We start from the raw sequence: 12452 nt of genomic DNA, 5'->3' as shown, positions 1-12452 counted from the left end.
CGCCCGTTCGCACCTCAAAAGGTCCACTGGACCTTTTGCCTGACGGCGTCACGACCGGTGCTCACCCACATTTGCTGTGCCCGCAGGAAGCGCAGGTCATGCAGCCTTCCTGCATATGCATGTCGAACTGACCACAGGACGGGCACGCCTTGCCGCGTGGCGCGTCGAGGTTCACAACCGCAGCCTTGGGATCGGACTTCAGCCCCATCCCCTCGCCCTCCAAGAACCCGGTCGCCACCATATGCTGCTCGATCACCCCGCCAATGGCGGCCAGGATCGAGGGGATATATTTGCCCTGCACCCAAGCCCCGCCACGCGGATCAAACACGGCCTTGAGCTCTTCGACCACAAAGGAGACATCACCCCCGCGCCGGAACACTGCGGAGATCATCCGCGTGAGCGCGACGGTCCAGGCGAAATGCTCCATGTTCTTGGAATTGATGAAGACCTCGAAGGGCCGCCGGTGCCCGCCCACAATGATGTCGTTGATCGTGATGTAGAGCGCATGCTCGCTGTCGGGCCATTTGACCTTGTAGGTATTGCCCTCCAGCGTCTCGGGCCTGTCGAGCGGCTCAGACATATAAATGACATCGCCGTGGGGGCGCAGGGGTTCCGAGCCATCCACCGAGATGACCTCGGGAGCAGAGGACTGCCCCGGACCGCGGGTGGGGGCCATGCCCCCGCCCGGGGGGGCGGTCGGGGGCAGTCCGGCTTCGCCGGACGTTTCTCCGAATAGGAGCCAGCCAGCCGGGACCTTCAGATGGTCCGCAAATTTTGCAGCGTATTCTTTGCTAAGATCACGTTGCCCATTCAAGAAACGGCTCACGTAGGTTCGTTCAATGCCCATTTGATCCGCAAGATCAGACGGTTTTTGTATACCAGCCTTTCCGACCGCCCAAGTCAATCGCTCAGTAGCGCTGTCCAAATTCGGAAGCTCTCTCGTCTCCTCCGACACCGACAACACCGACCCCGTCACATCATTCGGCCGGTAGGTCGTGCAGCCTTTGCACCCTGTGTCATAGGCCTGCATATAGACGTCCTTGAAGGCCTCGAAGGAGATATCCTCCGGGCAGTTGATCGTCTTGGAGATGCTGGAATCGATCCATTTCTGCGCCGCCGATTGCATGCGCACATGGGCTTGGGGCTCCAGCGTCTGGGCATTGGCGAAATACTCAGGCAAAGCCGCGTCGCCTTTGAGATCGCGCCACATCTGCACGGCGTAATCAACCACCTCTTCTTCCGTGCGCGAGCCATCTTTCTGCAGCACCTTGCGGGTGTAGCTATAGGCAAAGACCGGTTCGATCCCGGACGAGACATTGCCCGCATACAGCGAAATCGTGCCCGTGGGCGCGATGGAGGTCAGCAGCGCATTGCGGATGCCATGCTCCCGGACAGCTTCGCGGACATCCTCGTCCATCGCCTGCATCATGCCGGAGGCGAGATAGGGTTCGGCGTCAAAGAGCGGGAAAGCCCCCTTCTCTTTGGCAAGCTCCACCGAGGCCAGATAAGACGCCCGCGCGATGAGCTTCATCCAACGCTCCGTCAGCGCCACCGCCTCGTCCGAACCATAGCGCACGCCGACCATCAGGAGCGCATCCGCCAGCCCGGTCACACCAAGGCCGATCCGGCGCTTGGCCTGTGCCTCAGCGGCCTGCGCCTCCAGCGGGAAACGGGAGGCATCGACCACATTGTCCATCATGCGCACGGCGGTGGCCACCAGATCCGAGAGCTTGTCCTCGTCAATCTGCGCCGCGTCCTCAAAGGGCGCCGCCACCAGCCGCGCAAGGTTGATCGAGCCCAGAAGGCATGCGCCATAGGGCGGCAGGGGTTGCTCGCCGCAGGGGTTCGTGGCCGCAATGGTCTCGGCGTAATGCAGGTTGTTGGTCGCGTTGATCCGGTCGATGAAGATCACACCGGGCTCGGCGTAATCATAGGTCGACTGCATGATCTTGTTCCACAGATCCAGCGCCTGCACGGTCTTGTAGACCTTGCCGTCAAAGACCAGATCCCACGGCGCATCGGCCTTGACGGCCTCCATGAAAGGATCGGTGACCAGCACCGAGACGTTGAACATCCGAAGCCGCGCGGGATCGGATTTGGCGGTGATGAAATCCTCGATATCCGGGTGATCGCAGCGCATCGTGGCCATCATCGCGCCGCGTCGCGAGCCTGCGGACATGATCGTGCGACACATCGCATCCCAGACATCCATGAAGCTCAGCGGGCCGGACGCATCCGCCGCCACACCTTTCACATCCGCGCCCTTGGGGCGGATGGTGGAGAAATCGTAGCCAATGCCGCCACCCTGCTGCATGGTCAGCGCGGCTTCTTTCAACATCTCGAAAATGCCGCCCATATCATCGGGTACAGTGCCCATGACGAAACAGTTGAACAGCGTGACCGAGCGGCCCGTGCCTGCCCCGGCCGTGATCCGGCCTGCGGGAAGGTATTTGAAATCAGACAAAGCCTCGTAGAAGACCTCTTCCCAATGCGCCGGATCCTGCTCGACCCGCGCCAAATCCCGCGCGATCCGTCGCCAGCTGTCTTCCACTGTTGTATCAATGGGTGTGCCATCAGCCGCCTTGAAGCGGTATTTCATATCCCAGATCTGTTCGGCGATAGGGGCGGCAAAAGCGGACATGGACAGAATCTCCAGTGGGCTTATCCACAAGCAAACTGTGGATGAAAACACAAAGCATTGAGGGTCTTGATCAGAGAGCTACAATATACGCCATGAGCGCAAAGAATCAATCTCACATGAACCTGATCAAGCTCTGCGTTGGCGCAGAGAAGGTCGAGGACCTGCTGCATTGGCAGAAACAGCCACGGGCCAAAGGGCCTGACGGGCAGCCCCGCCATGTCACGCGGATGTGGCCGAAACGGGCTGACGAGATTTTGCAGGGCGGCTCGCTCTACTGGGTTTTCAAAGGTTTGGTGCTGTGTCGTCAGAGAATCTTGCGCCTCGATGAAGTGCAAGGGGCGGATGGGATTGTCCGCTGCGGGATTGTCCTCGATACGGACGTGATCCGCGTGCAAAGCATCCAAAAGCGCCCTTTTCAAGGCTGGCGATATCTCAAACCCTCTGATGCACCCGCCGATCTGAACGCGCGCCAGCAACGCGAAGAGCCCCTGCCGCCCAAACTCAATGCGGCCCTCGCGGAAATCGGCGTTTTATAAAGGAGCGCTTGCGCGCGCAGGCTATGCGCGCCTTGTGGGGCGCACAGCTTGGAGCAACTGCCTCCAAAGCTTCGGGGTATTTCTGGCAAGAGGACGTCAGAGACGGGTTTGCAGATCAGTCAGCGTTTTGCGCTCGTCTGGTGTCAGGTCGGTGCTGCGCGAGGCGAAGAGCGTAGCTTGTGATTTCAAGATCAGACCATCTTGCAGGATCTTGAGGTGATTGGCGCTCAGGGTCTCGCCCGTCGAGGTGATGTCAGCGATGGCTTCCGCCGTAAGGTTTTTGACGGTGCCCTCGGTGGCCCCCTGGCTGTCGATCAGTTGGTAATCGGCCACACCTGCATCACGCAGGAAATCTCGCACCAAGCGGTGGTATTTCGTGGCAATGCGCAGGCGGAAGCCATGGGTTGTGCGAAAGGCAGCGGCGGCGGCGTCCAGATCGTCCAGCGTATCCACATCGACCCAGGCTGCGGGCACCGCGAGGATCAGATCGGCGAAGCCAAAGCCCAGCTCTGCGAGAGGTTCGACGCGCTGTTCCCATCCGCTGAGTTTTTCGCGGATCAGATCCGTGCCCGTCACGCCAAGCTGGATATTGCCTGCCGCCAGCTCGCGGGGAATTTCACCGGCAGACAGCAAGACCAGATCGATCCCCTCGATCCCGTCCACCCGGCCGGCATATTCCCGGTCCGTCCCCGTACGGGTCAGCGTAATGCCATGATCTGCGAACCAATCGAACGTCTTCTCCATCAAGCGGCCCTTCGAGGGCACCCCGAGTTTGAGGCTCATTGCGCACCCTCCCTCAGTTGCAGCAGCAGACCGGGGCGCAGGACACCCCCGACGGCGGGAATATTGCGCCCCTCTCCCAGCACAGCCGTGAGCGCATCATAGCGTCCGCCTGAGCCCAGCGGCGGCCACTCAGGCCGCGCCGTGGCGAACAGGCCAAAGACAAACCCATCGTAATATTCCATGGTGCTGCGCCCGTAGGATCCTTCAAAACTGATCTCATCGGGCTTCTGGCCAATCTGGTCCATCGCATCGATGCGCTCTTGCAATCTGGCGACAGCAGGCTCGATGGCGGGCATATCGCGGGCAATCCGGCTCAAGCGTTCGAGCGCTGCGGGAAGTGTGTCACGCACAGACAGGATCGCATCAATCAGGTCCACGTCCCGGGCTGCGATGGGGGCGGCTTGCGCATCTTCATGCAGCGCCGCGATGCGGTCTTCGATCTCTGAGCGGCTGCGCAGGCCGATATGCGGCGCGGCATTGGCAAACGGATCGGCGGCGGCCAGCATCGTCTGGCGCGACAAAGGTGGTTGCATCCGACCTGCGAAGCGCTCGAGCAACGCGCGGAATCGGCGCGGTCGCCAGATGTGGCGCAAGAGCGCGGCCTTGCGGCGGCTCGTGGTCTCCATGCCTTGCACAGCGGCTTTCAGGATCCCGATATCGCCTGTGACGGCGCGCAGGGACACATCGTGCAACGGTTCGGCCAAAGCCGCGAAGACTTCCGCCTCGCGGCGGACGGGATCTTGGCGGTCAAAGACTTCAAAACCAGCCTGAAAATACTCGTTCTCGCGGTGCGGATCGTCTTCCTGCTTGCGAAATACCTCACCGGCATAGGCATAGCGCGCGGGCTCCGCCCCGTGGGCCATGTGCATTTGCACAACCGGCACAGTGAAGTCCGGGCGCAACATCTGCTCGCCCCGCAAGGGATCAGACGTCACATACGCACGCGCGCGGATGTCTTCGCCATACAGATCGAGCAACGTATCGGCTGGCTGCAGGATCGGGGTCTCAATGGGCTGCGCGCCCCGCGCCTCAAACGACGCCCGAAGCGCTGCGGCCTCGGTCATGATCCTTGCGCGTTCCGTCATGCGTAAAGGCTCAGAATTTCACGAATTTTGGAAATCATATCCGCTTGCGGCACCTCGTATTGCGAGGGGCGGTCTTTCCATTCCTCAAGCGAGGCCGTTTCTGCCAGTTTGGCCCCAAGGATCAAATCCTTGATCTGGACCACCCCACGCTCTGCCTCATCGGTGCCCTGGATGATTGCAATCGGGCTCTGGCGTTTATCGGCGTATTTGAGCTGGTTGCCGAAGTTCTTCGGGTTGCCCAGATAGACCTCTGCGCGCAGGCCAGACGCGCGCAACGCGGCCACCATCCTCTGGTAATCCGCCATGCGATCGCGATCCATGACCGTGACCACAATGGGACCCTGGCTTTCTGCGCTGATCCGACCCTTGGCATGCAGCGCGGCGAGAAGCCGATCCACACCGATGGACACACCCACCGCCGGGACCGATTGGCCGGTGAACCGCTTGACCAGATCGTCATACCGACCGCCGCCAGAGACCGAGCCGAACTGCCGCGGGCGGCCTTTCTCGTCTATGATCTCGAAAGTGAGCTCTGCCTCAAAGACAGGGCCCGTGTAATAGCCAAGCCCGCGCACGACAGACGGATCAATGTCGATCCGGTCAGGTCCGTAGCCTGCAGCCTCAAACAGGGCAGACATGGTCTCGAGCTCTGCGACACCTTCCAAGCCGATATCGCTTTCACCCACAGCCTCGCGCAGATTGGCGAGCGTCTCGCGCGCATCGGCTCCTTTGGAGGTCAGAAAATCGAGCACAGGCGCCGCCTGATGATCTTCCAGACCGACCCCGTCAATAAAAGCACCAGACGCATCCAGCCGCCCTTTGCCCAACAATTCACGCACGCCGTCCGCGCCGACTTTGTCGAACTTGTCGATCGTGCGCAGAACGTCATCGCGCTGCGCCTCATCGGCAAGACCCATCTGCTCCAGCACACCGTTCAACACCTTGCGGTCATTGACCCGCACCACGTAATCCCCGCGTGGAATACCCACTTCTTCCAGGCAATCAGCCAGCATCATGCAGATTTCCGCATCTGCGGCCATGGACGCTGTCCCGACGGTATCTGCATCGCATTGATAAAACTGACGAAACCGCCCCGGCCCGGGCTTTTCATTGCGCCACACAGGGCCCATGGCAAAGCGTCGATAAGGCGTGGGCAAATCGTTGCGATGCTGGGCATAGACCCGCGCCAGCGGCGCCGTCAGATCATAGCGCAGCGCCATCCAGGTGTCATCTTCGTCCTGCCAGGCAAAGACCCCGGCATTCGGACGGTCCACATCGGGCAGGAACTTGCCCAGAGCCTCAACCGTCTCGACCGCAGAGCTCTCCAGAGCATCGAAACCATAGGCATGATAGACCCGCGCGATCTTCTCCAGCATCTCGGAGCGCCCGGCAACTTCAACGCCGAAATAATCACGAAAGCCCTTGGGCGTCTGGGCCTTGGGGCGAGGCGTCTTCTTGGGCTTGGCCATGGCTATCGGGTCCACTTGTGGAGGGATCGTGTCGTGCTTGCGCGCACCCATTACCGGGCTCGGGGGCGCGGGGCAAGTCGGCCCATGGGAGGGCGCATGCATCAAGCCGTGTTTCGGGGCTTGGCGGCGGGTCGCGCTTGGGGCAGATTGCGCCCATGGACGATATGCTCATCTTGCAGGAACGCGTGGCCCATCTGGAGAAGCTCGCTGAGGAGCTCTCCGATCAGGTGGCGCGGCAAAACAACCAGATTGACGTGCTGGAACATCGTGTTGCGATGCTCATGCGGCGCGAAGCGGAGCGCGAGGCAGAAGGGTCTGGCGGTGTTGTCATCGGAGACGAACGACCCCCGCATTACTGAACGTTCAGGGCGGGCGCCCTAGGGCATTTGCTTGATATCCGAGGCATAAAGCGCCCCGTCGTGCAGCAAAAGGTTGGACCAATTGCGATTGCCCGTGAAGCTTTGGTACATCGTCACGAAGACAGTATTGGCTTCCAGCTTGTCGATCCGCGCGCCGCAAGGCTGGTTGCGGCGCACGCCGCAGACCTTGGCTTTGAGCGTTTTGTAGGCCTCATCGGTTCGCGAGGCGGGCAAAGTATCCGCAGGCAGGCCGTAGCGCAGACGCTCGTGCATGGAGGGTGCGCCGAAAATCACGTTCGCCGCCGTGACTTGCCGGGCGCAGCCGTCTGAGAAACCTGTGATATAGAAGGCACGCGCCTCGGTGCTGCCCGGTGCGGTATCGTAGAGTGTGTAAGCGCTGCGCTTTTCGGGAAAGCGTTCGACTTCGCGGCCAAGCGCTTTGCCACGTACCTCACACACACGCCCCACGGCTCCAAAACTCAACGGCGCCCCGGGCGTCACATCGGCGGCCTCCGTTGCGCTGGAAGGATCTGATCCGCCGGATCCCGCCCCGCTGCGGCGTCCAAGTCCAAACAGCCGGAAACCGGCTTGGCGCGGCGTCGCTGTTGGTGTCTTGGTCGCGGGCGTTTCAGTGGCAGGCGCGTCCAAGGCGGCTTGTTGCATTTCGGTTGACGGCTCCGAGGGCTCTATCTCATCCGCAGCAGGCTCCGGGGCCGCCTCCGCTTGCTCGGTCTGAGCCTTCGAGGCAGGTGCCGCGGGCGCATCGAACAACCCGCCAAACAATCTGAAACGACCGCGCGGCGCCGCTGCTGCCACCTCTTGCGGAGCTGCTGTGGCTTCGTTCTCGACCTTATCTTCCGTGCTTTGGGATAGCGCTTCGGTCTCGGCTGTTTCCGCGGTGTTTTCCGGCAAGGCCGGAACCTCCTCGGGGGCCAGCGCAGATGTCACGGCCGCATCAATGGCCTCCGTCTGTTCACCTTGCGCCGCACCACCGCCGAACAGCGCGCCCAGCAGGCCCGGACGCAGGATCGGCTCGTCTGGTGATGTGGTGCCGCCCAGTTCGGCACGATCCACATCCTGGGCGAGCTCGACATCATCGAGTGTCTGCACATCCGACATCGGGTCAGCACAGCCCGCCAGAACAGCCGCGCAGACCAGCGCAGAGACCGCTACATGGGTTTTGCCTTTGGGACGGTACATCGCGACCCCCTCCTCACCTCGCCTGTGCATAACTCATGCGAGGCCCCAGTCAAAGCACTCCTGAGCGGGTCGGAAAAATCGTGCCCAGATGCCACACCTGCGCCACCACCCCCGGTTGCAGCGATTTCTCGCTGGCCCCTGTTTGATGACTTGTTTACACGTGGGCCTGCCCGGGGGGGCACAAATCGGATGACCGCTCATGTTGCGTTTGGCTTCCTCGGCTGTTGCAATCGGCCTGACCCTGTCTCTCCTGACACCCTCCGCGCAAGCCGAAGGCCGTGAACGCATCGGCTACGGCCGCCTCATTTCAAACGATCTGATTGGCGATGGCCGGGACCGCTGGCAAACAGGGTCCTATTCCTCATCCTATGTGAATTCCTCGGAAAGCTGGACGGGCCGCCTGCCAACACGGCCCGGTGTCATGCTGGAATACCGGATTGATGCGGCCGTGATGTCCCCCAACAACCTGCGCTGGCCCGATGCCGATGACAGACCGGCGGCGGGGCACTTGCGGTTGGCCCTTGGAACACAATTTGCTCTGGGGCAGTTGGAGACAGACCTTCAAGCCAGCCTGAGCTTTGTTGGCCCGGAGAATGGCCTGATCGATCTGCAAACCGGGCTGCATGATCTTTTGCCGGGCGCCACGACGCCGTCCAAAAGCGTCCGCGATGGGCAGGTTGATCTCGATCCAACCTTGGGCGCGCGCGCCGAAATCGGGCGTACGCTGTCCTATGGCCACGCGCATCTGCGCCCCTTCCTGGCAGCGGAAACCGGGGTCGAAACCCTTGCCCGCGCAGGCTTTGATCTGACTATCGGCACCTTTGGCATGGGCGGGGCCCAAGCGCGGGATATGATTACCGGCCATCGATATCGCGTTGTGGAAGGCGAGGGCCGGGGCTTGAGCTTTGTGTTGGGAGGCGACATGGCCCACGTCGCCGACAGCCAGTTGCTCAGCGATGACGACGACATGGAGTTCGAGAGCACCCGCAACCGCTTGCGCGCCGGGGTGCACTGGCAAACGGAGGGGCGCAATCTGTTTTACGGCTTGACCTATCTCAGCCCTGAATTCGAAGCGCAGGATGAAGGCCAGACCACGGGCTCCGTACGGATTGACTGGCAATTTTGACACAGCTGCGGTGCAGAAATACCTCACGCAAGAAATCCCCGATTCTCAACTTTAGCGACGGCTGTTAAGTTGCGGGTAATAATAAAAGAACCGAGGCAGGACTTTGGCGATGAACACGGGCTTTCGTGGCACGTATGTCATCTCTTGGTCGCAAACTGAGACAGACGGCTTCAAAGGGGCGCCCCCACATTCACTCAACGTGGGATCGACTTGGAGTTGGACGGGAGACACGTTGCGGGTCGATGGGCCCGCCGATGTCGTGCGACTGGAGGGATCACCGAGCGTGGATGCGCTCCGACAGCATGCCGCCCGCAAGGTGCGGCGTTTGATCGGAGCAGCTTTCGATGACCATAAAACACCCGGCCTAGGGGCGCATGCAGCGTCATTCGACGATCCTCTGCTTGAGGATTCCAGCTTTGTTGTCACCGATGGCGCACGCAGCTTCACGGTCACACTGGTGCCCGCAGGGCCGGGACGACGGCCGCTTGCGATGTTCCACAATGATATCCCCCCGCAAAACAAGGACTTCTGGGTCGTACACCACACACTAGATGTGCTGGCCCATTCCTCTGCGGACGACCTCGGCCTTGGCGGCGTGATCTGCTTTACGCCCGGCACACGGATCGCCACGCCCAAGGGGAGCGCGCTTGTGGAAGACCTGCGTGAAGGCGATCTTGTTCAGACCAAAGACAATGGTGCGCAGGAGATTCTCTGGCGCGGGAGCCGCCGCATGACAGGCGCACGCCTCTTTGCCCTGCCCCATCTGCGCCCTGTGCGCATTCAGGCCAGTGCCTTTGGCATTGATCAGCCGGACGAGACGTTTCTCGTCTCGCCCGATCACAAGTTGATCATGCGCGGCGCGGCCGCACAGGAGCTGTTCAACACATCCGAAGTCTTGGTCTCCGCCAAACATCTCATCAATGCGCAGAGCATTGTGACGGATCTGCGGGTCAAGGAGGTGATGTATATTCATCTGCTGCTCCCGCAGCATGAAATCATGTTTGCCAATGGCGTCGAGAGTGAGAGCTTTCATCCCGCGCAAACATCGCTCTCGACCCTATCAGACGAAGACCGCGCGCGCCTGCTGGCAGGCATGCCCGCGCTGTCCAGCGACCCTCATGTCTATGGGGCCAGTGCGCGCAGAACGCTATCGGCCAGCGAAGCCGCGCTGTTGCGCCACGCCGCGTGACAGGCATTTGTCACGGGCGGCAGTCTTGGGGGCCAGCCCCCACACCACCGGGATGTTTTTAGCAAGAGGAAGGCCACACAAGCGGATGGAGAAGCGCGCATTTGGCGCATCCCCGAGGCCCATGTCACGGTCCGAAACGCTCCACTGGAGCGTTTCGCATGTGGGTCAGCCCAGCAAACGGCGCGCAATGACCTGGGCCCGGATCTCCGCGTGCTGCGGCCCGAAACGCTCCACTGGAGCGTTTCGCATTTGGATTAGCCCAGCAAACGGCGCGCAATGACCTGGGCCTGGATCTCCGCGTGCTGCGGCCCGAAACGCTCCACTGGAGCGTTTCGCATGTGGGTCAGCCCAGCAAGCGGCGCGCGATGACCTGGGCCTGGATCTCCGCAGCACCCTCAAAGATGTTGAGGATGCGGGCATCACATAGGATACGGCTGATCTTGTATTCCAGCGCGAACCCGTTGCCGCCATGCACTTGCAGGCCGTTGTCGGCCGCGGCCCAGGCCACGCGTGCGCCCAAGAGCTTGGCCATGCCTGCCTCGAGATCACAACGGCGGCCTTCGTCTTTCTCGCGCGCAGAGAAATACGTCAGCTGACGCGCGATCATGATCTCGACGGCCATCATGGCAAGTTTGCCGGAGACACGCGGGAATTCGATCAGAGACTTGCCGAATTGCTTGCGATCCTCGGCATATTTCATCGCCTCATCAAGCGCCGATTGCGCCACACCGATCGCACGGGCAGCCGTCTGGATGCGCGCGCTTTCGAACGTCTCCATGAGCTGTTTGAAGCCCTTGCCCTCTTCGCCGCCCAGAAGGTTCTCGCCCTTCACTTTGAAGTCGTCAAAGTTGAGCGTGTATTCCTTCATGCCACGATAGCCGAGCACTTCGATCTCACCGCCGGAAATGCCGGGATCCTGCCAAGGCGCTTCATCGGTGCCGGGCGTTTTTTCCGCCAGAAACATCGACAGGCCTTTGTAATTGTCCGTATCCGGGATCGTGCGGGCCAGAACGGTCATGACATGGGTCCGCGCGGCGTGGGTAATCCAGGTTTTGTTGCCGTTGAGCACCCAATCGCCATTGTCATCCTTGACGGCTTTGGTGCGCAGGCTGCCGAGGTCAGACCCTGTGTTTGGCTCGGTGAAAACAGCCGTGGGAAGGATCTCACCGGAGGCGAGGCCCGGGAGCCATTTCTCTTTCTGCGCATCGGTCCCGCCCGCGATGATCAGCTCTGCGGCGATCTCGGAGCGCGTGCCCAAGCTGCCTACGCCGATGTAGCCGCGCGAGAGCTCTTCAGAGACGACGCACATCGACGCCTTGGACAGGCCAAACCCGCCATGCTCCTCCGGGATCGTCAGACCAAAGACACCCATTTCGGCCAACTCATCGATAATCTCCATCGGGATCAGCTCGTCCTTCAGGTGCCACTCGTGGGCATAAGGCTCAACCTTATCAAGGCTGTAGCGACGGAACTGCTCGCGGATCATCTCGAGCTCTTCATCAAGGCCGGAGGCGCCAAACATCGTGGCCGCCTGCCCCTGCTCGCGCATCAACTCGACCAGCCGCGTGCGCGCCGCCTGCGTGTTGCCCTGCTGCGTCAAAGTCATGACGGCGGGCGCCATGAGCGGCGCCATATCCTGCTGGCTCAGGCCAATGTCCTGCAAACGCAGGATCTCGCCCTGGTTCATCGGGATGCCGCCATAGACTTGCCAGAGGTATTCCCCGAACGCGATCTGATGGATCAACTGCTCCATCTCGCCAAAACGGCCTTCACGCTCCAGCGCTTCCGCCCAGCTCTGCATCTGGGCAAGACTGTCAGTATAAGTCGCGAGCCAGGCCAGACCGTGGGCCGCCGTTTGCTCCGCCTCAATGCGCGACGCAGAGATGCGACCATCCACCGTTACCATCTCGCGCAGATTTTCCCGCGCGATTTCAAATATTTGCCGAACCGGGCCAACAGCATCCCCTGTCAGCTTCAGAAGGTCCGGCAGCACAATCGGCGCATCCAGCATGAGGTCTTGTCCGTCGTGGGCCATGGCTCTCTCCGTATAGCTTTCCGCAACTG

10 protein-coding genes are annotated in these 12452 nt (G+C 61.3%); 4 read left to right on the top strand and 6 right to left on the bottom strand.

Annotated elements, in window-relative coordinates:
- Nucleotides 1–61: 61 nt before the first annotated feature.
- Nucleotides 62–2641, bottom strand: coding sequence for an adenosylcobalamin-dependent ribonucleoside-diphosphate reductase (locus ACP15S_RS04315; protein WP_425038343.1), 2580 nt, complete (start codon nt 2639–2641; stop codon nt 62–64).
- A 92-nt stretch (nt 2642–2733) separates the two neighbouring features.
- Between ACP15S_RS04315 and ACP15S_RS04310 the strand changes: the two genes are divergently transcribed.
- Nucleotides 2734–3177 (top strand): DUF1489 family protein, encoded by a 444-nt coding sequence (locus ACP15S_RS04310; RefSeq protein ID WP_425038342.1) that lies wholly within the window; start codon nt 2734–2736, stop codon nt 3175–3177.
- Between the two features lie 96 nt (nt 3178–3273).
- Here ACP15S_RS04310 and hisG read toward each other — a convergent pair whose 3' ends face one another.
- Genes hisG through hisS form a run of 3 tightly spaced genes read right to left on the bottom strand, consistent with a single transcriptional unit; the run spans nt 3274 to nt 6514 of the window.
- Nucleotides 3274–3960: an ATP phosphoribosyltransferase gene (gene hisG / locus ACP15S_RS04305; protein WP_425038341.1), complete on the bottom strand. Its 687-nt coding sequence runs from the start codon at nt 3958–3960 to the stop codon at nt 3274–3276.
- The gene (locus tag ACP15S_RS04300) at nt 3957–5045 is read right to left on the bottom strand and encodes an ATP phosphoribosyltransferase regulatory subunit (RefSeq protein WP_425038340.1); all 1089 of its coding nucleotides are present in this window, start codon (nt 5043–5045) and stop codon (nt 3957–3959) included. The genes hisG and ACP15S_RS04300 overlap by 4 nt, the downstream gene beginning before the upstream one ends.
- Nucleotides 5042–6514 carry a histidine--tRNA ligase gene (hisS, locus tag ACP15S_RS04295; protein ID WP_425039650.1) on the bottom strand — a complete coding sequence of 491 codons (1473 nt, stop codon included), beginning with the start codon at nt 6512–6514 and terminating at the stop codon, nt 5042–5044. The genes ACP15S_RS04300 and hisS overlap by 4 nt, the downstream gene beginning before the upstream one ends.
- Nucleotides 6515–6678: 164 nt before the next feature.
- On the opposite strand from hisS, the gene ACP15S_RS04290 reads away from it, so the two are divergent.
- Nucleotides 6679–6873, top strand: coding sequence for a SlyX family protein (locus ACP15S_RS04290; RefSeq protein ID WP_425039649.1), 195 nt, complete (start codon nt 6679–6681; stop codon nt 6871–6873).
- Between the two features lie 18 nt (nt 6874–6891).
- Here ACP15S_RS04290 and ACP15S_RS04285 read toward each other — a convergent pair whose 3' ends face one another.
- Nucleotides 6892–8073 (bottom strand): hypothetical protein, encoded by a 1182-nt coding sequence (locus ACP15S_RS04285; protein ID WP_425038339.1) that lies wholly within the window; start codon nt 8071–8073, stop codon nt 6892–6894.
- A gap of 199 nt (nt 8074–8272) precedes the next feature.
- Here ACP15S_RS04285 and ACP15S_RS04280 point away from each other — a divergent pair, with 199 nt between their 5' ends.
- Together ACP15S_RS04280 and ACP15S_RS04275 are read left to right on the top strand one after the other, a co-directional pair.
- The gene (locus tag ACP15S_RS04280) at nt 8273–9199 is read left to right on the top strand and encodes a lipid A-modifier LpxR family protein (protein WP_425038338.1); all 927 of its coding nucleotides are present in this window, start codon (nt 8273–8275) and stop codon (nt 9197–9199) included.
- Nucleotides 9200–9308: 109 nt separating this feature from the next.
- Nucleotides 9309–10388 (top strand): Hint domain-containing protein, encoded by a 1080-nt coding sequence (locus tag ACP15S_RS04275; protein ID WP_425038337.1) that lies wholly within the window; start codon nt 9309–9311, stop codon nt 10386–10388.
- A gap of 343 nt (nt 10389–10731) precedes the next feature.
- Here the strand turns inward: ACP15S_RS04275 and ACP15S_RS04270 are convergent, their stop codons facing one another.
- Entirely contained in the window at nt 10732–12423 is a 1692-nt protein-coding gene (locus ACP15S_RS04270; RefSeq protein WP_425038336.1) for an acyl-CoA dehydrogenase family protein, read from the bottom strand.
- Nucleotides 12424–12452 lie beyond the last annotated feature (29 nt).

This window comes from Primorskyibacter sp. S187A (assembly GCF_049800955.1).
In the GTDB taxonomy this organism is placed as follows: domain Bacteria; phylum Pseudomonadota; class Alphaproteobacteria; order Rhodobacterales; family Rhodobacteraceae; genus JAKVBH01.
Note: the sequence above shows the minus strand (reverse complement) of the source record. Positions and strands in the feature narration are given on the sequence as shown.

Coding starts and splice junctions, on each gene's coding strand:
- ACP15S_RS04275 (WP_425038337.1), top strand. CDS start 9,309: ATGAACACGGGCTTTCGTGGCACGTATGTCATCTCTTGGTCGCAAACT.
- hisS (WP_425039650.1), bottom strand. CDS start 6,514: ATGGCCAAGCCCAAGAAGACGCCTCGCCCCAAGGCCCAGACGCCCAAG.
- ACP15S_RS04285 (WP_425038339.1), bottom strand. CDS start 8,073: ATGTACCGTCCCAAAGGCAAAACCCATGTAGCGGTCTCTGCGCTGGTC.
- ACP15S_RS04300 (WP_425038340.1), bottom strand. CDS start 5,045: ATGACGGAACGCGCAAGGATCATGACCGAGGCCGCAGCGCTTCGGGCG.
- ACP15S_RS04270 (WP_425038336.1), bottom strand. CDS start 12,423: ATGGCCCACGACGGACAAGACCTCATGCTGGATGCGCCGATTGTGCTG.
- ACP15S_RS04290 (WP_425039649.1), top strand. CDS start 6,679: ATGCTCATCTTGCAGGAACGCGTGGCCCATCTGGAGAAGCTCGCTGAG.
- hisG (WP_425038341.1), bottom strand. CDS start 3,960: ATGAGCCTCAAACTCGGGGTGCCCTCGAAGGGCCGCTTGATGGAGAAG.
- ACP15S_RS04310 (WP_425038342.1), top strand. CDS start 2,734: ATGAGCGCAAAGAATCAATCTCACATGAACCTGATCAAGCTCTGCGTT.
- ACP15S_RS04280 (WP_425038338.1), top strand. CDS start 8,273: ATGTTGCGTTTGGCTTCCTCGGCTGTTGCAATCGGCCTGACCCTGTCT.
- ACP15S_RS04315 (WP_425038343.1), bottom strand. CDS start 2,641: ATGTCCGCTTTTGCCGCCCCTATCGCCGAACAGATCTGGGATATGAAA.